Annotated in this window: 28 protein-coding genes; 9 read left to right on the plus strand and 19 right to left on the minus strand. The window is 38.6% G+C overall.

What is annotated here, in order from left to right:
• Positions 1-83: 83 nt before the first annotated feature.
• Both D0817_RS18780 and D0817_RS18785 read right to left on the minus strand, forming a co-directional pair.
• The gene (locus D0817_RS18780; RefSeq protein WP_127339900.1) at positions 84-374 is read right to left on the minus strand and encodes an AraC family transcriptional regulator; all 291 of its coding nucleotides are present in this window, start codon (positions 372-374) and stop codon (positions 84-86) included.
• Between the two features lie 363 nt (positions 375-737).
• Entirely contained in the window at positions 738-2,198 is a 1,461-nt protein-coding gene (locus D0817_RS18785) for an FAD-dependent oxidoreductase (protein WP_127339901.1), read from the minus strand.
• A gap of 135 nt (positions 2,199-2,333) precedes the next feature.
• Between D0817_RS18785 and D0817_RS18790 the strand changes: the two genes are divergently transcribed.
• From D0817_RS18790 to D0817_RS18805, 4 genes are all read left to right on the plus strand, one after another.
• Positions 2,334-2,582, plus strand: coding sequence for a redox-active disulfide protein 2 (locus tag D0817_RS18790; RefSeq protein WP_127339902.1), 249 nt, complete (start codon positions 2,334-2,336; stop codon positions 2,580-2,582).
• A 58-nt stretch (positions 2,583-2,640) separates the two neighbouring features.
• Positions 2,641-3,210 (plus strand): Crp/Fnr family transcriptional regulator, encoded by a 570-nt coding sequence (locus tag D0817_RS18795; RefSeq protein WP_127339903.1) that lies wholly within the window; start codon positions 2,641-2,643, stop codon positions 3,208-3,210.
• 80 nt (positions 3,211-3,290) lie between these two features.
• Complete coding sequence (locus D0817_RS18800; RefSeq protein ID WP_127339904.1) at positions 3,291-4,028, plus strand: SDR family oxidoreductase; 738 nt, start codon at positions 3,291-3,293, stop codon at positions 4,026-4,028.
• Positions 4,029-4,076: 48 nt separating this feature from the next.
• Entirely contained in the window at positions 4,077-4,520 is a 444-nt protein-coding gene (locus tag D0817_RS18805; protein WP_127339905.1) for a VOC family protein, read from the plus strand.
• 58 nt (positions 4,521-4,578) lie between these two features.
• On the opposite strand, the gene D0817_RS18810 is transcribed toward D0817_RS18805, so the two are convergent.
• From D0817_RS18810 to D0817_RS18825, 4 genes are read right to left on the minus strand one after another with little or no spacing between them, the layout of a single operon-like run.
• Entirely contained in the window at positions 4,579-4,902 is a 324-nt protein-coding gene (locus D0817_RS18810) for a nucleoside triphosphate pyrophosphohydrolase family protein (protein ID WP_127339906.1), read from the minus strand.
• A gap of 3 nt (positions 4,903-4,905) precedes the next feature.
• Complete coding sequence (locus tag D0817_RS18815; protein ID WP_127339907.1) at positions 4,906-5,820, minus strand: helix-turn-helix domain-containing protein; 915 nt, start codon at positions 5,818-5,820, stop codon at positions 4,906-4,908.
• Positions 5,821-5,830: 10 nt separating this feature from the next.
• Positions 5,831-6,154 (minus strand): hypothetical protein, encoded by a 324-nt coding sequence (locus D0817_RS18820; protein WP_127339908.1) that lies wholly within the window; start codon positions 6,152-6,154, stop codon positions 5,831-5,833.
• Between the two features lie 12 nt (positions 6,155-6,166).
• Positions 6,167-6,973 carry an SDR family oxidoreductase gene (locus D0817_RS18825; protein ID WP_127339909.1) on the minus strand — a complete coding sequence of 269 codons (807 nt, stop codon included), beginning with the start codon at positions 6,971-6,973 and terminating at the stop codon, positions 6,167-6,169.
• Positions 6,974-7,158: 185 nt separating this feature from the next.
• Here D0817_RS18825 and D0817_RS18830 point away from each other — a divergent pair, with 185 nt between their 5' ends.
• The 3 genes from D0817_RS18830 to D0817_RS18840 are packed head-to-tail and all read left to right on the plus strand — an operon-like array spanning position 7,159 to position 9,753.
• Positions 7,159-8,058, plus strand: a complete 900-nt coding sequence (locus D0817_RS18830) for an NAD(P)H-binding protein (protein ID WP_127339910.1) — start codon at positions 7,159-7,161, stop codon at positions 8,056-8,058.
• Between the two features lie 12 nt (positions 8,059-8,070).
• Positions 8,071-8,808 carry an SDR family oxidoreductase gene (locus tag D0817_RS18835; RefSeq protein WP_127339911.1) on the plus strand — a complete coding sequence of 246 codons (738 nt, stop codon included), beginning with the start codon at positions 8,071-8,073 and terminating at the stop codon, positions 8,806-8,808.
• Positions 8,809-8,838: 30 nt separating this feature from the next.
• On the plus strand, positions 8,839-9,753 hold the full coding sequence (locus D0817_RS18840) for a helix-turn-helix domain-containing protein (RefSeq protein ID WP_127339912.1): 915 nt from the start codon (positions 8,839-8,841) through the stop codon (positions 9,751-9,753).
• 80 nt (positions 9,754-9,833) lie between these two features.
• Here D0817_RS18840 and D0817_RS18845 read toward each other — a convergent pair whose 3' ends face one another.
• From D0817_RS18845 to D0817_RS18905, 13 genes are all read right to left on the minus strand, one after another.
• Positions 9,834-10,400, minus strand: coding sequence for a DUF4256 domain-containing protein (locus D0817_RS18845; protein WP_127339913.1), 567 nt, complete (start codon positions 10,398-10,400; stop codon positions 9,834-9,836).
• 19 nt (positions 10,401-10,419) lie between these two features.
• Positions 10,420-10,797, minus strand: coding sequence for a DoxX family protein (locus D0817_RS18850; RefSeq protein WP_127339914.1), 378 nt, complete (start codon positions 10,795-10,797; stop codon positions 10,420-10,422).
• A 7-nt stretch (positions 10,798-10,804) separates the two neighbouring features.
• Positions 10,805-11,272, minus strand: coding sequence for an SRPBCC family protein (locus D0817_RS18855; protein ID WP_127339915.1), 468 nt, complete (start codon positions 11,270-11,272; stop codon positions 10,805-10,807).
• A 4-nt stretch (positions 11,273-11,276) separates the two neighbouring features.
• Complete coding sequence (locus D0817_RS18860; protein ID WP_127339916.1) at positions 11,277-11,594, minus strand: ArsR/SmtB family transcription factor; 318 nt, start codon at positions 11,592-11,594, stop codon at positions 11,277-11,279.
• 119 nt (positions 11,595-11,713) lie between these two features.
• The gene (locus D0817_RS18865) at positions 11,714-12,289 is read right to left on the minus strand and encodes a YdeI/OmpD-associated family protein (protein WP_127339917.1); all 576 of its coding nucleotides are present in this window, start codon (positions 12,287-12,289) and stop codon (positions 11,714-11,716) included.
• Between the two features lie 24 nt (positions 12,290-12,313).
• Complete coding sequence (locus D0817_RS18870) at positions 12,314-12,727, minus strand: DUF1761 domain-containing protein (protein WP_127339918.1); 414 nt, start codon at positions 12,725-12,727, stop codon at positions 12,314-12,316.
• A gap of 228 nt (positions 12,728-12,955) precedes the next feature.
• Entirely contained in the window at positions 12,956-13,321 is a 366-nt protein-coding gene (locus D0817_RS18875; RefSeq protein ID WP_127339919.1) for a hypothetical protein, read from the minus strand.
• A 184-nt stretch (positions 13,322-13,505) separates the two neighbouring features.
• The gene (locus D0817_RS18880; protein WP_127339920.1) at positions 13,506-14,438 is read right to left on the minus strand and encodes a transglutaminase-like domain-containing protein; all 933 of its coding nucleotides are present in this window, start codon (positions 14,436-14,438) and stop codon (positions 13,506-13,508) included.
• Between the two features lie 18 nt (positions 14,439-14,456).
• Complete coding sequence (locus D0817_RS18885) at positions 14,457-15,308, minus strand: substrate-binding domain-containing protein (RefSeq protein WP_127339921.1); 852 nt, start codon at positions 15,306-15,308, stop codon at positions 14,457-14,459.
• A gap of 136 nt (positions 15,309-15,444) precedes the next feature.
• Positions 15,445-15,918 carry a DUF4265 domain-containing protein gene (locus tag D0817_RS18890; protein WP_127339922.1) on the minus strand — a complete coding sequence of 158 codons (474 nt, stop codon included), beginning with the start codon at positions 15,916-15,918 and terminating at the stop codon, positions 15,445-15,447.
• Between the two features lie 118 nt (positions 15,919-16,036).
• The gene (locus D0817_RS18895) at positions 16,037-16,906 is read right to left on the minus strand and encodes a nucleoside phosphorylase (protein ID WP_127339923.1); all 870 of its coding nucleotides are present in this window, start codon (positions 16,904-16,906) and stop codon (positions 16,037-16,039) included.
• 94 nt (positions 16,907-17,000) lie between these two features.
• Complete coding sequence (locus D0817_RS18900; RefSeq protein ID WP_127339924.1) at positions 17,001-17,333, minus strand: translation initiation factor; 333 nt, start codon at positions 17,331-17,333, stop codon at positions 17,001-17,003.
• Between the two features lie 115 nt (positions 17,334-17,448).
• Positions 17,449-18,399: an isopenicillin N synthase family dioxygenase gene (locus D0817_RS18905; protein WP_127339925.1), complete on the minus strand. Its 951-nt coding sequence runs from the start codon at positions 18,397-18,399 to the stop codon at positions 17,449-17,451.
• A gap of 350 nt (positions 18,400-18,749) precedes the next feature.
• Between D0817_RS18905 and D0817_RS18910 the strand changes: the two genes are divergently transcribed.
• Entirely contained in the window at positions 18,750-20,726 is a 1,977-nt protein-coding gene (locus D0817_RS18910) for an alpha-ketoacid dehydrogenase subunit alpha/beta (RefSeq protein ID WP_127339926.1), read from the plus strand.
• A gap of 47 nt (positions 20,727-20,773) precedes the next feature.
• Complete coding sequence (locus D0817_RS18915; protein ID WP_127339927.1) at positions 20,774-22,516, plus strand: DUF885 domain-containing protein; 1,743 nt, start codon at positions 20,774-20,776, stop codon at positions 22,514-22,516.
• The last annotated feature ends 84 nt before the right edge of the window (positions 22,517-22,600 follow it).

A 22,600-nucleotide genomic window follows, 5' to 3' on the forward strand; every position in this document is an offset into this window, starting at 1 on the left:
AAATATAGTTTTTAATCAAAACGGAGGTGCTCACTTTGCACCGGAATTAGGTGGTCATTTTGAACTGGAATCAGGTGCTCACTTTAAAACGGAATGGGGTGATCAATATAACCGGAATTTGCACCATGCTGCAAAGAAAGCTCAGAAACTGACACTTCTCTTTGATGCAAAAGTACGGCTGCCGTTTTTTCTACTCTTTTGCGTGTAATGTATTCGTTCAGGGTTTCGCTGGTAATGGCCTTGAAAATTCTGTGCATATGAAATGGCGAATAAAATCCAATCGCGGCAAGGGTTTCCAGGTTCAGTTCCTGGTCTAAATGCTCATCAATAAAGAGGAATATGTTGTTAATTCGTTTGATGTAATCTTCTTTCATTTATGCGGCGTTAGAAATAGTGCTTAATTAGCAGATAACTGCTTAATTTTTAATTATCCAATCACTTAGCTGATTAACCTAAATGATTTTTGCTCCTGCTAATATAAAATTATTTTTTATTAGAAATAGTACATTCAGTTTTCTGTCAAACGGTGACAAAATTTTAACCGCAAGGCACGCAAAGGTTTTTTGTTTATAGGATTCTATATAAACGCAAAGTTCGCAAAGCTATAACACATAAAGCTTTGCGAACTTTGCGTTTGTAAGCACACTAACAGGATAAAAACCTTTGCGTGCCTTGCGGTTAAATCAATATGTAACGCAAGTCAGAAGTTTGGAATTTGGAATTTTTTTATTTGGAATTTATTTCAGACACCTGCCACGCGGTTCATCACCTTCATGAAGCACAATATCGGAATGCAGGAATTCTGCCGCCTCAGCTGAATCTTTGACTTTAACAGCGCTGCGTTCCAGCATTTCCGATTCAAAATCCCGTAATACACTTTCTCTTATTCCCGTTTTTCTCCATTCTGATAAAGGCCTGCATCCTTTTGAGATTCCACGGGCGAGTGAAAGCGCATCCAGTACCGCCTGATTGGCTCCCTGGCCTTTAAACGGACTCATAGGGTGGGCTGCATCTCCAATTAGTGTGACCTGGTTTCCTTTCTCGAGCAATTCGGAGCGAAGTAATTCACGGTCATAAACCGGATAACCGGAAACCTGAGCTGCGAGCGTTGCGGCCATAATCTGCGGAATCGGATCGTGCCACTGCGTTCTCCGACACGCTTCTTCCTTCAAAGCCTCAGGTCCCTGAGCGCTTAGTATTTTCGCTTCTTCTTCGGACATTGGAAAACTGAGCTGCCACATCACGGAATCAGACGTATAAGGCATCATATAAATACGTTCGTTACCATTGGCGGTTTGAAATACTGTAGCCGAATCCAGCAAAGGACTTTTTATACCTTCAAGGCCTTTCAACGGACAAATGCCCAATATTACAATACAACCGAGGTAGCGTAAAGGCGTAACGTCGTCACCAATCAACAATCGGCGTACCGAACTGCGAATACCATCGGCTCCCACCACAAGATCTGCGTGGAAGTGCTTGATTTCCCCGTTCACCTGAAAACTCAGGTCAACGCCTTTATCTTTATTTTCCTTAAAATCGATTAACTGGTGTCCCCATTGTATCCTATTATCATCGCCAAGCTGCTTCAGCAGTGCTAAGCGTAAAGATTGCCGTGCGATATGTATATTGGAACGTTTCGTAAAATTTTTCACCTCTGACGGTATCCATTTTCTGACTCCCCATTCGCCGATCACTTTTCCGTCGGTGGTGTGAACGAGATGTCTTGTTGAAATCACGCCTTCTCCTAAAGAGAAAATACCCAATCCTTCGATTGCTCTACTGGCTTGCTGCAAGGTGAGTCCATAACCCTGAGACCGGGCTTCAAAGTCAGTATCGCGCTCAAAAAGCGTAAAAGGAATTCCGCGGTGCAGACAGGCTACAGCCAGCGCCACTCCGCCGATACCGCCGCCAATGATAGCAACGTGCGGGTAATTTTCGGTGTCAGCTACAGGGAAACTATCTGAAGGAATTAATCCGGAACCCGAACAGTCCGGACAGGAGTAGAGGTTAGCTTTAGGTTTTATTGGAGGAGTTCCTTCGCCATTTGTCTTTTCAAATTGATCTAATGCGATCTGATAAAGGAGCCGTACTTTTTTGCTGAGTCTGCGGCTTTTTTTACCGCGTCCCTGACATTCGGGACAAATAGTCCAGCTGTTTTTTCCATTTCCTGATTTTTCCAATTCCTCTAACTTCATTCTGATGCTGTGTATAAAAACTTAGCCGTTTGTAACAACTGCGCAAATTTAGGATAAAAGATATCCAGTTTAAAACTACTTTAGAATTTTTGGGCAAATTCTTTTACCTTTAACGGCAACTATACCTATTAACAAATGAAAAACGAAGGACTAAATAAAATGAGTGACGAACAATTACTCAAATACCAGAAAACATTAAGAGTCGTGACTTATATGCTTCTGGTCGCCATCCTGGCCTTACTGGTAATCAATATTTTGAAAGCTATAGAAAAAGGAGTTAATTCTTTCAGTATTATTCCCATTGCATTAGTTCCTATTGCCATCGTCAATTTTAATACGCTCAGAGAAATAAAAAAGGAAATAAAGGTTAGGAACTTAAAATAAAAGACCTTTTTTGTCATAGGACAAATACCTTATAAAAAGATATGCTTAACTTTCCGTCATGAAAGAACTAGTACAATATATTTTGCAGTTTGGCAATTTAAATCAGCAGCAGATTGATTTAATCTCAAAGAAAGCAACCGAAATAAACTTTGGCAAAGACGAATATTTTTCTGAAGCAGGAAAAGTCTCGGTTCAGGTTGGTTTTATTATCGACGGAATCATGAGGGTTTGCTACTACAACAACAAGGGTGAGGAAATCACCAAATACTTCATAGAAGAAAACAATCTGGTCGTAGATCTGGAAAGTTTTAATAACAGCGTTTGCTCTTCGGCATATGTCCAGGCCGTTACAGACTGTACGCTTATCGTATTTTCCAAAGCCGACTGGGAAGAACTTCTGGCTACCATTGTGGGCTGGGACACCATCGTACATAAAATCATTTCAAGGGCCTTAATGCAAAAAGTAGACCGAAGAAGCCCTTTGGTTTCAGAAGACGCTACCACCCGTTATCTGTCTTTTATGGAAAAATATCCGAAAGTTGTTAATCGAATTCCGCTATCTTATCTGGCCTCATATTTGGGAATTACACAATCTTCCTTAAGCCGGATTCGAAAAAACATTCGCTAAAATCGCTTTTTGCCAAATGGCAAATGGTTTTGTTTTTTATCGCTGCAACTTTGTAATCAATAATTTAAAAAGATAACAAAATGAAATCAGCACTAATTACAGGAGCCAATAGAAGCATCGGTCTGGAAACAGCCAAACAGCTTTCAGAAAAAGGATTGTTCGTTTACATCGGGAGCCGTGACCTTGCAAAAGGGGAGGAAGTCGTAAAAGAATTAATACAAGACGGTTTTCAAAACATCAAAGCCATTCAGATTGATGTTACGGATCCCGAAAGTGTTCTGGCTGCCAAAAACATGGTCGAAAAAGAACAGGGAAAATTAGACCTTCTTATTAACAATGCCGGTGTCTTGGGTGCTTTACCTCAGGAACCCTCTACGAATTCGATAGAAAGTATTCAGCAAACCTTTGACACCAACTTTTTTGGAGTAATCACCGTTACCCAGACTTTTCTGGAGCTGCTTAAAAAATCAGACAGTCCAAGAATCAGCAACATCACTTCGGGACTTGGTTCGCTTACTTTGCACAGCGATCCGACCTGGAAATACTACGCTATAAAAGCACTTTCTTATGTTTCATCAAAAGCTGCCCTAAACGCTTTTACGGTTACACTGGCATACGAACTGAGGGATTTACCGTTTAAGGTCAATGCCATCGATCCGGGTTATACTGCAACGGATTTCAATCACTTTAACGGTCCGGGAAGTGTAGAAAGTGCCGCAAGTTTTATTGTAAAACATACTTTAACAGATGAAAATGCGCCTACAGGAAAATTTTTCAGCAACGATATCGAAGACGAAAGCGAAGAAAGTCCGTGGTAAATAAAACGTTCTTTACAGTATGCTTTTCTAAATAAAAAATACATTAAAATGGAAAATCAAATCACGCCCCTAACATTTCCGGAAAAAAATACGGCCAGCGTTTTTAGTGATCTTAAAGCAGGTCACGTGGGGATCCGAACTACAAAATACGATGAAATCCTGCGATGGTATACAGAAAACCTGGACTTCCGCATCATTCATAAATGGACTGTAGGCGATATTAAACTGGCCTTTATTGCTCCGCCAAACGACGATGACTTTATTATCGAAATTATTTGTTACGACAATACTGAAAAGGGCAGCACCGAAGAGAAATCAGGTTACAACCATTTGTCTTTTAGCGTCGATAATTTAGACAAGACGATAGAGCACCTTACAAAGAAAAATATCACGATTAACCGGAGTTTTAGCGTTCCGGCAATTGGCCTGCGGGTGGCTTTTATCGCTGATCCTTTTGGCAATACTATTGAATTTTGCGATGAACTTACATAGTTCATCAGATTAAACCAAAAAACCTCCAAAGTCAGATGATTTTGGAGGTTTTTTACTTTTAATTGCCGATTAATTTTTCTGTTTTGGACAGGAAGCCTTCAACCGCTTCTTCAATATCAATGTTCATTCGTTCTGACAACACCACAAGCCACCAGATCGATTCACCCAGTTTATGGCGTAGTTCTTCATCTGTATTTGTTTTGGGCCATCTTCCTTGTTGTGACATCGTAAGTCTTCCCACCAAACCGGCATCGGTCAGGAAAGCCAAGGCATCTTCTTCTACGGTCCATTCGCTGCCATGGTGCTGCAGTTCTAATTCGTGGTATTGTTTTCTTATTGCCAGGGAGCGCTGTTTTAGCTCTTCTAAATTTATTTTTGCCATACTTTAATTTTTATGAAAGGATTGTTGAAAGGCTATCGGTGTACTGTTGGTTTTTTGTTTGAATAATTTATTAAACGACTGCGGATGTTCAAATCCTAATTTATAAGCAATCTCGGCTATCGAAAAAGTTCCTTTCATAAGGTATTCTTTCGCTTTTTCGATGAGTTTGTCGTGAATGAAGTGCTGGGTGTTCTGTCCGCAGAGATTTCGCAGCAAATCACTAAGGTATCTTGGCGAAAGATTCAATTGTTCGGCTACAAAAGCAACCGTTGGCAAGCCTTTTAATAAGGCTTCTTCATCATTGAAATACGTGTTTAACAAATTTTCCAGCTGGGCCAGGACATCATTGTTTACGGCTTTTCGCGTTATAAACTGACGGTTATAAAACCGGTTACTGTAATTGAGCAAAAGTTCGATCTGCGAAATAATAACATCCTGGCTAAAAGAATCAATCCGTTCCTTCAGCTCATTCTGAATACTGGTATAAACGCCCAAAATCGTGTCTTTTTCATTTTCGGACAAATACAAAGCTTCAGATGCCGTATAATTGAAAAACCCATATTGTTTGATGTTGGCATTTAAAGCATAGGGGCGAATGAAATCTGGATGAATGTGCAAGGACATTCCGCTGTAATCGGCTTCTTCTTCCTGCATTTTCAGGAGTTGACCCGGCGCCACAAACGACATTCCGCCTTCTTCAAAATCGTAAAAACCATGCCCGTATTTGATTTTTCCGTTAAAACTCGTTTTAAAAGATATTTTATAAAAATCCAGCATAATGCCCTGTTCAAAATCCTTCGGATCAAAAACAGCTTCTCCGTAATTGATAATACTGATAAGCGGGTGCAGGGGCTTTGGCAGTTCCATGGCTTTATGCAACTCAGAAAGGGTATGGAATATTTTAGGCTGATTTTTCATGGCAATGATTTTAAATCCCCGATGGATTGAGTTGCAAACTTACGAAATGTTCTATTGGCGCAATATTCCAGCTCACGGTTCGCTGATCAATCATATCGTGTACCACAGAATCGCTCAGTTCGTCCATTAGTACATGCATGGCGTTGGTTCCCTCTGTGGTGCTGTCCCAGACCAGCATATCGTATATGGTACCTTTTAACTCGAAGATTGTTCTGGAACGAAAGCCTTGCTGACGTTTCAAAAAAGCATCAATTTCGGCATTGGCTTCTATGAATTCTGTAATTGTAAACCCTTTTAGTTTAAAGGTAGTCAGTTCTATAGCGTGATTTTTCATCCTTTTATAAAATTAAAAAGTAAACATTGCTTTTATATTGTCAACCTGAACTTCCGCTCCTGATTGAATACGTTCGTTGTATAAGGCTATGGCATCGTTTCCGGCTATATAGCGCATTTGATTTTTACCGTCGGTAGCCGCGTCGTATACAATTTTGGCAACATCTTCCACTTTGGAATAACTGGCCAGTTGTTCTGCGCTGTAGCCTTTGCTGACTTCTGCTGTTAATTTCTCATAAGCGTCGTGCTGGCCTGTTTCCATAGAGCGAATAGCAAAATCAGTCTGCATGCCTCCCGGAGCAATCACTTTGACCTGAATTCCAAATTGCACTAATTCTGACGCCAGACTCTCCGAAAAACCATCAACGGCAAATTTTGTAGCACTGTACACCGAACAGGTCGGGAATCCCATTAATCCAAATGTCGAAGTGATATTCAGAAACATTCCGCTTCTTTTTGCACGGAAATGCGCTGTAAAGGCTTTTGTAACTCGTATAACTCCCATTAAATTCGTTTCGATCTGACGAGAAATCTGTTCATCCGTTAACGCTTCCAGCGCGCCAATTAATCCGTAACCTGCGTTATTCATAACCACATCGACCGTATATTTTTCAGTTACACTTTTTATGGTCTGATCGATTTGTGTAGCATTCGTCACATCTAACGGAAGTACAATTACATTTTCTAATGTATTCAGTTCGTTTTCCTTTTCCGGATTACGCATGGTAGCAATGACCTGCCATCCTTTGCTTTGAAATAAAAGTGCTGCAGCTTTTCCTAAACCTGCTGATGCTCCCGTGATAAAAATTGTCTTTTGCATTTTTTTGTTGTTTTAAAATGATACTGCAAAGTTGTGCCGAAATGCAAAGAGGGAAGTAGCCGATTTGCCTATTGTCTGCGCCAAAATGACGGTTTTCTCAATTTGGCTTTGCATTTCCTCAATTAGGCTACATCGCAACAATAGGGTCTGCTGACCTTTGTACTATAATTCTAAAAACATAAAAAATGAAAATAGTACTAACGGGTTCCTTAGGGAATATCAGCAAACCCCTAACGGAAGAATTAATACAAAACGGACACACTGTAACCGTAATAAGCAGTACATCCGAAAGAAAATCCGCCATTGAGGCATTGGGTGCAAAAGCGGCTATTGGTACGATGCAGGACGTCCATTTTCTGTCGGAAACCTTTAAAGGAGCTGATGCCGTTTACCTGATGGAAACACTGAACCACAGCACTTTTACGGATCCGGATATCGACATTATAGCCGAGATTGCCACAATTGGCCAGAATTACAAACAGGCTATTGAAAATTCAGGTGTAAAACGTGTCGTGCTTTTAAGCAGTGTCGGCGCGCATACCAACACAGGCAATGGAAATCTCGTCATGCATTACAATGTAGAAAACATCTTAAGGGAGCTGCCGGAAGAGGTTAATATAAAAATCATGCGTCCGGTTGGTTTTTTTACGAATATCTACAGATCCATAACAACAATCAGAGAAAAGGGGATTATCATTTTCAATTATGGCGGGGATCAGAAAGAACCCTGGGTATCGCCTTTAGACATTGCGGCTGCAATTGCCGAAGAGTTGGAAAGGCCTTTTGTTGGCAGAGAAGTGCGCTACATCGCCAGTGACGAGGTTTCTCCTAATGAAATCGCAAAAGTTTTGGGTGAAAGTATCGGAAATCCGGAGCTTAAATGGCTTAAAATTTCAGACGAGGAATTACTAGGCGGAATGCTGGCTTTTGGCATGAATCCTCAGATAGCACAAGGTTTTACAGAAATGTATGCCGCTCAGGGAACCGGAGCCTTATATGAAGATTTTTACCGCCATAAACCAATATTAGGCAAAGTAAAACTGGCTGATTTTGCCAAAGAATTTGCTCTTTTTTATAACAAGTAAATAACAGACAAAATGAAAAAAGTACTCATTACCGGAGCCAATAAAAGTATTGGCTTTGAAACGGCCCGCCAGCTTTTACAAAACGGCTATTACGTTTATCTGGGAAGCCGTGATTTAAAAAAAGGCGAGGAAGCCGTAAATCAACTCAAGACAGAAGGTTTTACAGCAGTGGAAGTCATTCAACTGAATGTTTCCGACGCGGAATCTGTAAAAGCAGCAAGAATTGAAATAGGAAAAAAAACAGCCGTTTTGGATGCGCTCATCAATAATGCCGGTATTCATGGCGGAATGCCACAGGCTGCCCTTGAAGCTACTATAGACCAGTTTAAGGAAACTTTTGAAACAAATGTTTATGGTGTGGTGCGAATGACACAAGCCTTTTTTGATTTATTAGAAAAAGCAGAACAGCCCCGTATCGTAAATGTATCTTCCAGTGGCTGTTCGCTCACGCTGCACAGTGATCCTTCCTGGAAATATTATACCCACAAAGCAGCAGTATATCCCGCTTCTAAGGCTGCCATGAATATGTATACGATTGATCTGGCTTACGAATTAAGAGACACTCCCTTTAAAGTAAATGCTGTTTGTCCGGGCTTTGTAGCCACCGATTTTAATAATCACCGCGGAACCGGAACCGTACAGGAAGCCGGTGCAAGAATTGCCAAATACGCGATGATTGGTCCTGATGGCCCGACAGGGAAATTTATCAGTGAAGAACATAATCCCGAAACAGGAGAATGTCCGTGGTAAAATTCAGCTTAATTAATTTAACTTTACAAGATGAAAAAGGAAGAGAATTTACCTCGAAAATTTGAATCTTTATCTGACTTTCACAGGGTGTTCGGACTGCCAAAGCCTTTGCACCCCATGATTAGTTGTACAGATATGAAAGAGATCAATATTGTTCCCAATGAACTGGGCCATTCCTTTATGCTGGATTTTTACAAAATTGCCTTAAAGGAGAATGTTTGTGGTAAAGCCCGTTATGGTCAGAATTATTATGATTTTGGCGAAGGCGGCCTGGTATTTTCGGCACCCGGTCAGTTATTTGAATCTCCTCCTGAAAAAGGAACCTCAGGTTATTTGGTACTGATTCATCCGGATTTATTCCTGGCGTATCCTTTAGCGAAAAAAATCAAACAGTATGGTTTCTTTTCGTATGCTGCGAATGAAGCATTGTATCTATCCGATAAGGAAAAAACGACCATTATTTCGATTTTCAAAATAATTGAAGACGAACTGGAAAGCAGAATAGATGATTTCAGTCAGGACGTTATCATATCGCAGATCGAATTAATACTGAATTACAGCAATCGCTTTTACAAACGTCAGTTTATCACACGAAAAAGCGTAAATAATGATTTGCTGCAAAAATTAGAAGAAATTCTGGACGATTATTTCAACAACGAAAAAACATCCCTAAACGGAATTCCGACAGTGCAGCAGCTTTCGGAACTATTAAATTTATCTACAAGTTATCTCAGTGATATGCTGCGGGCGCTGACAGGCCAGAACGCACAGCAGCACATTCATGCGAAACTTATGGAAAAAGCGAAAGAATTATTATCCACAACCAATTTAACGATAGCAGAAATTGCGTATCAGCTGGGTTTTGAGCATCCGCAATCGTTTAGTAAATTATTCAAAACAAAAGCTGCTGTATCACCACTGGAGTTTAGAAACTCTTTCAATTGATGATTGCAAATACTTTAAAAGCTAAAACCTCCATTATAACTAAATGGAGGTTTTTTTATACTGTTTTGCAAATGTTATTTCTAAACTTTCAGCATACCGCGAAATCCTCTGGCCGCATAATAAGAATCGGCACCGTTATGATACACAAAAACGGTATTATATCGGAAGTCCGAAAAAAGGGCGCCACCCAATTTTCTGATGTCTGCAGGTGTTTTGATCCAGCTCGAGGTTTTGGTATCAAATTTTTCTAATTGCTGTAATTCGCGATATTGTTCTTCGCTTAATATTTCAATTCCCATTTCTTCGGCCATATTAATAGCGCTGTCTTTGGGTTTGTTTTCTTTTCTTTTTTCCAGCGCTTCATGATCGTAACAAATGCTTCTGCGGCCTTTTGGACTTTCCGGAGCACAATCGACAAAAATGTATTCGTCTGTTTTTTTATCATAGCCAATTACGTCCGGTTCGCCTTCGGTTCTTTCCATTTCGTCCAGCGATCCTAATTTTTGAGGATTAGCTTCTAATTTTGACTGGATTTTGTTCCAGTCCAAGTCTTTATGACGATGCGTATTTTCCTCAAATCGCTTTTGCAATACAGTAAGCAACGCTTCCTGCTGATCTTTTGACAACTTATTTTTAGTAGTGCTCATGTTATTTCTAATTTTATAATTATCTGGAAATTATTTTCCGGTCTGCCGGTCTGAAATACCAGGACAGAAGAGTCAGAATAATCAATAATAACGGACCAAAAAGTTCTTTTGCTCCATCACCGGAGAAAAGATGGGAAAAAACAGCTCCCGACATGGCAAAGAAAAACCCTGCGTAAGTCCATTCTTTCAATAAAGCAAATTTAGGAATAAGAATAGCAATTACTCCTAAAATTTTCCAGACACCCAAAATGGTTAAAAAATAGAGCGGGTAGCCCAGGTGTCTCATCATTTCCGTTTCTTCTTTCAACGGAATCAATTGTACAATTCCCGTCGATGCCATTCCTAAAGCAAGCCAAAGTGTGGCAATCCAGTAGATTATTTTGTTTCTCTTTGTCATCCTGTTTTTATTTTAGTTTATTTACAATATCCTGCAATCTGTCGTGGGCCATGTTCAGGCCTTGTGCAAAAGGTAATTTCAGCAGTTGATCTCTGAGGGCAACAGATTTATAAACAATGTGCATGGTGAGTTTACTGGTTTCCGAAGTGCATTCTTCAAATTCCAAAAACTCAAGCTGAACAGGGAAGGGGCTGTTTTCCATTTCAAAAGTGCGCGTAATTTTCTGGTTGGGAACAAATTCATGAATAACGCCATTCGCCTTAAATACCACATTCCCTTTAGGATCACTGGTTTCAAACTGCCAGCTGCCATGCTTTTTATTTTCCAGTTTTATGACTTTTGTTCCCATCCACTGAGCTACAATTTCAGGCGCTGTATACGCTTTGAAAAGTAACTCCAGAGGAAGATCAAATTCCCTTGTAATGATAAGTTCCTGTTTATTGTCTTCCGCATTGATTTTGGTCTTTCTTTCCATGTTCTTATTTTTTATAATTTTTCATGATTGCTTCCAGTTTATTAAAACGTTCGTCCCACATTTTCCGGAAAGGTTCAATAAAACTGTCTATTTCCTTGATCTTTTGAGGATTTAAATGATAATAAATTTCCCTTCCATTTTGGCTTTGATGCAGTAATTCACATTCATTCAAAATCCTGATATGTTTTGAAATGGTTTGCCGTGAAGAATCAAAATTGGCTGCTATTGCACCGGGTGTCATGGCTTGCAGGGCCACTAAGCTTAAGATGGCTCTGCGGGTTGGGTCGGCTATTGCCTGAAAAACATCTCTTCTAATTTCCATTATGCAGTTATTTGACTGCAAATATAATGCAGTTATCTGACTGCGCAAATTTATTTAGCATTATTTTCAATAAAACATTCAAAAAGAATACTTTACGGTTGTCTAGTAGGGTAGTATATTTAAATAATGTGCTTTGGTTTTAAATTTTGGGAGGCAAGTACGGCTACCTCATGGATTCGGTTTTGTCTCGTTTCGGGGCGTTTGGCAGAAACGACCCAGTAGAGGATCATCTTTTTGACCGATTTGCTTAAACCTAAAAAATAGTCTTTCGCACCCGGATTTGCTTCAAAAGCAATTTCCAGGTCTTCCGGTATAAATAATTCCTCTACAGTATCTAAAATAGTCCACGAGCCATTTTGTTTTGCGCGTTCGACACTTTCAAGTCCGGCCTGAAACATAAGGCCTTCGCTAACGAGCCGTTCAATTTTTTCTTTATTTATTTTTGACCAGTTGCTGTTGGGTTTGCGTCTGGTGAAAAATTGTATGAATTTATCAGCATCAATAGATTTGCGCGTGCTGTCAATCCAGCCGAAGCAGAGGGCTTCATCGACTGCATCGCTCCAGCTGATTGTGGGTACATTCACCTTCTTTTTATAACAAACCAGCCAGATTGATTGTTTCACCGTATGGTTTTCTATGAGCCATTCTCTCCAGTCCTGCTTGCTTGTCGGATAAAAAGTTTCTATATCCTCCATTAGTTTTTTTTTGAAAATTATATTTTATTTCATTGAAATTAAAATTGTACTGACGATCAGAATTCCAATTAAATGATACGTGCCGGTTATAATTCCGTATAGTATTGGCCGTGGAATATTCGGGTTAATCGCAATATTTACAGTGTTCGCAAATAAATATCCGATACCGATAAACAAAGAAAACTCCCAGGCACTGCTTATTGTTTGTATCTGCAGCGTGTTAATAAGAACTGCCGTTGCTATTGTAATAATGAGCGAGCATACCGCCGGACCAATAATAAAGATAGGTTTATTTTCTAAAATTTCATTTTTTCGGCCCAGGGAAATTTTATAGGGTTTGCTAAAGAAAGCGGTAAACCAAAGGGCCCCGAGCAAAAAATAGGCTACAAACGCAAGTAAAACACTAATCCAGTTTAAATTTTGTAATTGATTCATCATAAATTGATTTTTAAAAGTTTATACCGCAAAGCTACCCGGGTCGTGTGACAACGGTATGTCAGCAGTAAAATCCTAAATCAAATAAACTGAAAAACCGAAATAAATGTAAAAAGTTCTAATGTTGTATTGTTCTATGCCTTAAGGAGTAAGCATAAAAAAACTCCTTAAAATTAAGAAGTTTTTATTCTTTTGGTGTGGTATTTATTCTAAAGTGTATAAAAACAGGAATTATATTTTCTTAAGTGTCAACTTCATTTCTTTGCTGTCCAGTATCAGTTCATCACTCGTGATGGTGCTCTCGTAAGGATAGGGAGTACCGGTTTCGTCCTTAATAACCAGGCTTTTTCCTCCTTTTGTCAGGGCGTACGTACCGTTTGATATTTCACCCTCCAAATACCCGTTCACGTGCCCGTCTGCTGTAAATGTTAATTTACCCTGGTTCAGAATTACATTTTTAGCCGAATCGGAAAGAGACGCTTTGGCTTCTACTGTCGTAATTTTCCAGGAATTAATCAATTTATTCCGACCCTTGCACGAAAACAAAACTATTGCAGCCAGCGTAATCCCAAAAATAAATAATCTAGATTTTTTCATGATTTTTTTGATTAAAAGTTAAACATGAAACAAGTTACAAAAAAAACTATACCAAAATACTTATAATCAGTTATTTAGAAAAAATGGAATGATTTTGAAGTTTTAACCTGAAAAATTTCAGTCTTTGTATCATTATTGTTAAAAAGCAACCAATCAGCGACTTACTTTCTATTTGCAAAATATATTAATTAAGGGTCAGCGCTCCCAAAATCTCTTCATACATAAAAGGTCCGCCGGGGTATTTGGCGGTATAATCAAGATTCATCCAGACCTGGCCGCGTTCGTCTATATGATAATGCAAAGTCTGTTTATAGCTTTCTTTCACAAAAAGTACATTCTTGATCAGATAGTTGACTTTTTCGAGGTCGATTAAGGATCCAATTAAGATTTCAGGGTAAATATGTCCCTTCGTGTGGATAAGCCTTGGCGTTCCGCCGATAGCACGGATGGCAGCTGCCATCAAAATTGAATGATCGTCACAATCACCGGAAAAATATTGTAAAGATTCGCTTGCCGTTGCAATATAATCGCCCTCCTTCGGGTCATTTACATAATTCCAGCGGCTGTTTATTTCTTTAAAAACGGCAAAACACTGGATGGTTGTCCTGTAATCTGAATATCCTTTTAAGCCTTTAAAATGTTTGGTTGTGGCCATAATGGCAAAATTCCGCACTTTTGGATTCTCATATTCGATAGCGCTCAGAATCTTTGATTTATTCGGAAACGGAAGCAGTTTGGCAACAATAATATCCTGCGGAAAGGGGTTATCCGACATGGTATAAATCATCGAATTGTAGTCCTCCGAAATTTCAGTAAAGCCATAATTGCCTATAATACTTCCGTAAAACAAAACCAGTAAATAGATCACAATGCAAACAATAATAATGGTTCGCAGCAGCATAAGAAGCATGAAAACAGCAATAAAGACAAATATAAAGATGAATACGCGATCTAAATTAAAGGGCCACCTTAAATCAATCAGGTTTTGATGCAGTATGATAAAAATCGGAATCGTAATTAAAAGACTCAACAGCATAATAATAATCCTGTCCCAGGGTGATTTCACCTGTAATCTGGATTTTAATTGCGGAAAGTCGATTTTAGGGAATTTTATCATAAGAATCAAAAGCAGTTTTTATAGTGCTTTTACCGTTTCTACAAAAGTACTTTTTTTATCAATAATTCCCAGATCAAATAATTGATTTTGAATTTTAATAAACGCTTTTTCAGTTAAATGTTTCTGGGACCACTGTGTGAGTTTTAACCATTCCTGAATATCTTCGAGTTTTTGATGAAAAAGCTCCGATAATCTTTTGTCGATATCCGGGATCTGGGTAAAATCGTGTGTGGTTTTGTTGATGATTTCAAGGATTTTCTCCACAATCTTCGGGTTCTTTTTCAAAAACTCATCACGAACCGTAATGACAAAGGAAGGCCAAGGAGTAGGGCAGTCACCAACTCTTCTGAAAATACCGCTGTCTACCAGTGGTTTGGTCATAAAATGTTCCCACATAAAATAATCTGCGGTTCCGTTTGTCAAAGCTTCGACAGCACCATCCAGCGTATTTATAATTTCAAATTGTAAATCATCTGTTTCCCAGCCCTGTTCATTTGCATTGACATAAGCCATAAGCTGCGATCCTGAACCTAATCTGGAAATAGCCACTTTTTTGTTTTCGAGGTCTTTGATGCTCTGGAAATCTGATTTTGCTGCCACATGAATTCCCCAGATCAAAGGGGATTGTACATAAATCTGAACAATTTTACTCGGATTTCCGGCTACAATATCTTTTACAATTCCTTCCGTCAGAATTACGGCCATATCCGCTTCGCCATCGCGGAGCATCTGACACATTTTACCGGTACCTTCAGGAATATTTTTCCACTGCAAATCAATATTTTCTGCTTCAAATTCACCATTTTCAATGCATAGATGCCATGGCAAATTGAAGTGCTCAGGAACACCTACAATTTTTACGGTTTTCATTATAGTTTAAGTTTAAGTTAAGTTTGGTATGCTGTTGTAAGTTTGTTGTTTATGGTCTATTGTTTATGGTCTATTGTTTATTGTTTGTTGTCTATGGTTTGTTGTCTATGGTTTGTTGTTTATGGTTTGTTGCTGATTAATTTTTTAGCAAATCTGCTCTGTGTTTATCTGACAGGCAGGGTTCTCCATAATCGATCACGGAAAGCTCTGCATATTCATCTAATATACTTTTTACGAAAGAATAATCTACTGCTTTAGTTACTTCTACAGCAAAAAGGGTTTCATTCATGCCTTCGGATTCGCAATTGATTTCTTTCAGTTTTTCTCTTATAATTTCCTTATCAAATCCTTTTTCTATGATTACAACCTGCACAATTGAATTTCCTGACGTTTCAATCGTTTCCCTGTAGGTAAGTTTTTCTTCTTTATCATCATATTCGGCAAGGAAAATATCGTCTGTTGCGATCAAAGGCCCGAAAAACGGAATATTATCTAATTTAAAAATTCCCTTCTCCAAATCTATAATTTCTGCCCACATGGTTTCTACAACTGTATCTTCCAATAAATCGCTATAATATCTGAAAAGGATTTTTTTGTGTGTTTCTGCCATTATTTATTTTACATTGGTACACTTAACACATCGTACTTACAATTGAATTAAATGTACCATTAAATTATTTAGTAAAGTCTTAAGGATTATCTAATTTTCAAATTGAAAAATTATCCAATTAATTCCCCGCCAGTTTATTCAACGTATAAGTAATCAATTTGTCTACAGCTCTGTACGGATCCTCACTAAAAGTTCCGGAAGCACGGTTGGCGATAATAGCATTTAATGATAATGCTTTATGCCCTAAAAGTGCCGAAAGACCATAAATAGCCGCGGTTTCCATTTCCAGATTTGTGATTTGGCTGTCATTGAACGTAAAATTATCCATTTTAGCATTCAGTTCCTCATCCTGGATATTTAAACGCAGTACACGCCCCTGCGGACCGTAGAATCCTCCTGCTGTTGCTGTAATTCCTTTGAAAATCTTATCGGATTCGATAATTTTTTCCAGTTCCTCCGAACAGGCAATCGCGTAAGGTCTTCCTTTTCGGATGTCCCAGTTGGTATGTGCAATAAAAGCGTCTTCGATAGCCGCATTCGAAACTTCATCAATTAAGTAGGAGCGAAGCATATTGTCTAATCCTAATCCGAATTTTGATAGTACAAAACTGTCTACCGGAATGTTTTCCTGCAAAGATCCCGAAGTTCCGATCCTGATAATATTCAGGGAAGTCAGATTTTCTTTTGGCTGACGCGTTTTCAGGTCAATATTGACTAAAGCGTCTAATTCGTTGATAACGATATCAATGTTGTCAGGTCCGATTCCGGTTGACATTACCGAAATACGTTTTCCTTTGTAAATCCCGGTTTGGGTTTTGAATTCTCTTTTTTGAGTTGAAAATTCGATGGAATCAAAAAACTGGGTAATTTTTTCTACTCTGTTCTGGTCGCCGACAAAAATTATATCGTTGGCTATGTGTTCCGGAAGAAGGTTTAAGTGATAAACACTTCCGTCAGGGTTTAGTATTAATTCTGATGCTTGTATCATTTTTTTTGAGGTGCTAAGGTTTTGAGGTGCTAAGGTGCTGAGTTTTTTTCTGAAATTTTAAATCTAAACTCTAAAATCAGAAATCTAAAATCTCCTATCCTCCAACTCTTTTGGTTTTAAATCCTTTTTCTTTTAAAATGGCCATAATCTTATCGCGATAATCCCCCTGAATAATAATGGAATCATCCTTGAAGGTGCCGCCGACGCTTAGTTTCGTTTTGATTTCTTTCGCTAAAATTTTAAAGTCCTCGTCACTGCCTTCATAACCTTCGATTATGGTGGTTGCTTTTCCTTTTCTTTTTTCGAATTTGCAGATCATGGGCTCTTTCTGAACATAAAGCACGTGATCTTCCTGCTGAACTTCTTCCGGTTCAGTGGATTCGATATGATCGGGAAACAAATTTTTTAACTGATCTTGTAAATCCATAAATTTTTTATTGTAAAAAAATAAACTTCAACTATTAAGGTTTTTAAAAATTAAATTCCAAATTCCAATGGAATCTTGGAATTTGGAATTTTAATATTGGAATTCATTTAAGTTTTTATTTTTTAATCAAACCTAAATCTACTAAACGTTCATATAAGTAGTCTCCTGCCGTAATATCTTCAAATTTCTTGGGATTTTCAGCATCAATGCAATTTTCTAAACAATCCAGGCGCATATCGCTTACAGGATGCATAAAAAACGGAATCGAGTAACGTGAAGTGCCCCATAATTCTCTTGGCGGGTTCACCACCTGATGAATAGTCGATTTTAATTTGTTATTAGTATGCCTAGAAAGCATATCTCCAACATTGATCACTAATTCATCATCCTGCGCGATAGCATCAATCCATTCGCCATCATGATTTTGAACTTGTAATCCTTTACCCTGGGCACCCATTAAAAGTGTGATCAGGTTAATATCTCCGTGAGCCGCAGCACGAATGGCATTTTCAGGCTCGGAAGTAATAGGCGGATAGTGAATTGGTCTTAAAATAGAATTTCCCTCTTTCGCATACTGGTCAAAATAAAACTCATCCAGACCTAAATGCAAAGCCAGCGCTCTTAAAACATAAACACCTGTTTTTTCAAGCATTTGATAGGCTTCTTTACCCACTGCATTAAAACGAGGTAATTCTTTTACTTCTACGTTATCCGGATATTCTGAAGCGTATTTGGAATCTTTGTCAACGTATTGACCAAAATGCCAGAACTCTTTTAAATCTCCCTCTTTTCGCCCTTTGGCATGTTCTTTTCCAAAAGAAACATAACCTCTTTGGCCACCAATTCCGGGAATTTCATAATTATGCTTGGTTGCTACTGGCAAGGCGAAAAATTTTCTTATTTCACCATAAAGTTCGTCTACTAACTGATCATCTAAGAAATGACCTTTTAAGGCTACGAAGCCAATGTTCTCAAATGCACTGCCGATTTCATTTACAAATTTTTGTTTACGTTCCGGGTCGCCCGAAAGGAAATCACGTAAGTCTACACTAGGAATGTTTTGCATACTTTACATTTTTTATTTAAAGATAAAAGACATAGAAAAGTCTTTCAATAACAAAGGTAGATAATATTTTATATTTCAATTTTAAATTTTTAGATAAAATTCATTTGTTTATTTGATTCCGAATATATCCATGCCTCGTATTTCACTGTCTAAACAGTACATTTGAATACCAATCCTGTGATTAAGAATAAAAAATGTACTTTTCTAAAGAAAAAGAATCCGGCAGTTATTAAATTTTATATTTTTATTTCTGCTAAACAAAAACTTTAAAAATATTTAATTATTTAACAAATACTGTTAAAATTGTTATATTTTTATATATTTGAAGACTATAAAAAACACCCTGAAAAATGATCTTTTACAGACAAAACTTAACCGATTCGCAACTTTTAGATTTATATAAAAAAATACTAAAACCGAGATTGATAGAAGAAAAAATGCTCATCCTGATCCGTCAGGGTAAAGTATCCAAATGGTTTTCCGGAATAGGGCAGGAAGCAATAGCCGTAGGAGTTACCGCTGCTCTGGATGAATCAGAATATGTATTGCCGATGCACCGTAATCTGGGTGTTTTCACGACCAGAAATATTCCGTTGTACCGACTATTCTCGCAATGGCAGGGAAAAGCAAACGGTTTTACCAAAGGAAGAGATCGCAGTTTTCACTTCGGAACCCAGGAATACAATATTATTGGTATGATTTCGCATCTCGGTCCGCAATTGGGGATCGCAGACGGAATTGCACTGGCCGACAAACTTAAGGACAACAAAAAAGTAACCGCCGTTTTTACCGGTGAAGGCGCTACAAGCGAAGGGGATTTTCACGAAGCACTGAATATTGCAGCCGTATGGAAGTTACCCGTAATGTTTATAATTGAAAACAATGGTTACGGTCTTTCTACACCAACCAATGAACAATATCTTTGCGAAAATCTCGCCGACAAAGGCATTGGTTATGGCATTGAAAGTTATATTATCGACGGTAATAATATTGTTGAAGTCTACAATAAACTGACGCAGCTTAAGGCTGAAATGATTGAAAACCCGCATCCGGTTTTACTGGAATTTAAAACCTTCAGAATGCGCGGCCACGAAGAGGCGAGTGGTACCAAATATGTTCCTCAGGAATTAATGGACGAATGGGCTGCGAAAGATCCGGTGGCCAATTACAGGGCTTATTTAACAGAAGCCGGGATTCTGACAGCCGAATTTGACGAAGCTTTGCACAGCGAAATAAAACAGGAAATAGACGAAAATCTGGCTATTGCCAATGCAGAACCTGAAATTGTACCTACCTATAGCGGAGAATTAGATGATGTTTACAAACGGTATCAACATGAGGAAGTTAACCCGTCATCTTCCTCTGAAAACATCCGCTTTATTGATGCCATACGCAATGGTTTGAATCAATCCATGCAGCGTCATAAAAACCTCGTTATTATGGGGCAGGATATTGCAGAATACGGCGGGGCATTTAAAATTACAGATGGTTTTGTAGAACTCTACGGAAAAGGACGCGTCCGTAATACGCCTATTTGCGAAAGTGCCGTAGTTTCGGCCGGAATGGGATTATCGATTAATGGTTATAAGGCCATTGTAGAAATGCAGTTTGCCGATTTTGTTTCAACAGGTTTCAATCCAATAGTCAATTTACTGGCAAAATCGCATTACCGCTGGGGAGAAAATGCCGATGTAGTGGTTCGTATGCCTTGTGGTGGCGGAACTCAGGCAGGACCTTTCCATTCACAGACCAATGAAGCGTGGTTTACTAAAACTCCGGGATTAAAAGTGGTGTATCCGGCTTTTCCTTATGATGCCAAGGGTTTATTAAATACTTCGATCAATGACCCGAATCCGGTTTTGTTTTTTGAACATAAACAATTGTACCGCAGCGTTTATCAGGATGTTCCGGAAGATTATTATACAATTCCGTTAGGAAAAGCAGCATTATTGAAGGAAGGAAGTGCCGTTACGATTATTGCTTTTGGAGCTCCGGTACACTGGGCTTTGCAGACGTTGGCTCAAAATCCTGAAATACAAGCCGACCTAATCGATTTAAGAACTTTGCAGCCGTTGGACACTGAAGCTATTTTTGCATCTGTTAAAAAGACCGGAAAAGTAATTATTTACCAGGAAGATACTTTGTTTGGCGGAATTGCAAGTGATATTTCAGCTTTGATTATGGAAGAATGTTTTGAATATCTGGATGCTCCGGTAAAAAGGGTAGCAAGCCTTGATTCTCCTATTCCTTTCACAAAGGCTCTTGAAGATCAGTTTTTACCTAAAAATCGTTTTGAAGAAGTTTTATTGGCATTATTAGAATATTAAACTTATTTTACAGCACCTTAAACCTTAGTATTACCAAATAATAAATTATGAAAAAACTGCTTATTCCACTTTGCGCTGTAACATTACTGGTTTCCTGTAATAAAAGTGCAAATAGTACTGCCGATACTTCTGTAGATAAAAAATTCGATCACTATAAAGATGGTTTTGTCAGCGCATTATGGGAAGTATACCCAGGCTGGGCATCGAGCGTAGGCTACCATAAACTGGATAGTGTTTTGGTCATTCCGGATAGTAAAGACGAAAAAAAGCAACTGGATTTTGTTGCTGCGCAATTAGATTCCTTGAAACAATATGACATTGACGATTTATCCGATAAGAATAAAACGGATTTCTACATGATCAAGAATCAAATGGATGCTATTATTTTCAGTACAAAAAAAATGAAATCTTCCCAATGGAATCCTTCTGAATATAATGTCTGTGGTTCTTTTGCGGAAATACTGAACGGAAGCTATGATACCCTGGAGATTCGTTTGAAAGCTTTTAATACGAAGATGAACGGAATTCCTGCCTACTATGAAGCTGCAAAAAAGAATATCAAAAACCCAACCCTGGAGCACACGGAACTTGCCATAGCACAAAATTTAGGCGGATCGTCTGTTTTTGAAGGTGAACTGAACGCTGCTCTGGATAAAAGCAAACTGACTGCTGCCGAGAAAAAAGAAATATTGGACAAAGCCAAAGTTTCCGTTAAAGCAATTGCAGATTATGTAGACTGGCTGAAAAAATTACCGAACAAAACACCGCGTTCTTTTAGATTGGGAACGGAATTGTATGCTGAGAAATTCGATTTGGACATTCAGTCGGGTTACAATGTAGATCAGATCTATAAAATAGCAGTTGACCATAAAAAAGACCTGCACGACAAGATGTTCGTACTGGCAGATAAACTTTGGAATAAATACAAAGGAAGTGCGCCAAAACCAGCGGACAGGTTAGATTTAATCAAACAGGTTATTGATAAAATTTCATTGCAGCATACAACACCTGAAAAGTTCCAATCTGAAATTGAAAAACAAATTCCGGAACTGACCGCTTATGTAAAAGCAAAAGATTTACTGTACATCGATCCGTCAAAACCACTTGTAGTGCGAAAAGAACCTGCATATATGGCGGGAGTAGCAGGAGCATCGATCTCTGCACCGGGACCTTATGACAAAAATGCGAACACCTATTATAACGTAGGAAGCATGTCGGGCTGGACAGCAGAGAATTCTGAAAGCTATTTACGTGAATACAATGATTATATTCTTCAGATCTTAAACATACACGAGGCAATTCCGGGACATTATACCCAATTAGTCTATAGCAATCAATCGCCAAGTATTATAAAATCAATTTTAGGAAATGGCGCAATGGTAGAAGGATGGGCGGTTTATGCCGAAAAAATGATGCTGGAAAGCGGTTACAAGAATTCAGATGAAATGTGGCTGATGTATTATAAGTGGAATTTAAGAACTACCTGCAATACCATTTTAGATATCAGTGTTCATACCAAAAATATGTCCAAAGCAGACGCTCTTGATTTATTGACTAAAGAAGCCTTCCAGCAGCAGGCTGAAGCTGATGGCAAGTGGAGACGCGTTACCTTATCACAGGTTCAGCTTTGTTCCTATTTTACCGGATACACTGAAATCTATAATTTAAGGGAAGACCTTAAAAAGCAACAGGGAAAAGACTTTAACCTGAAAAAATTTCATGAAAAATTCCTAAGTTTCGGAAGTGCTCCCGTGAAGTACATTAAGGAACTGATGCTGTCTAAAGAGTAATTTTTCCAAAAAAAAAAAGAGGCTTTTTCCGTAGTGGAAAAGCCTCTTTTTTTTTTAGTATTCAGTCTCAGTGTTAAACTTGAA

Origin of the sequence: Flavobacterium cupreum, assembly GCF_003996965.1 — a bacterium.
GTDB classification, from domain to species: domain Bacteria; phylum Bacteroidota; class Bacteroidia; order Flavobacteriales; family Flavobacteriaceae; genus Flavobacterium; species Flavobacterium cupreum.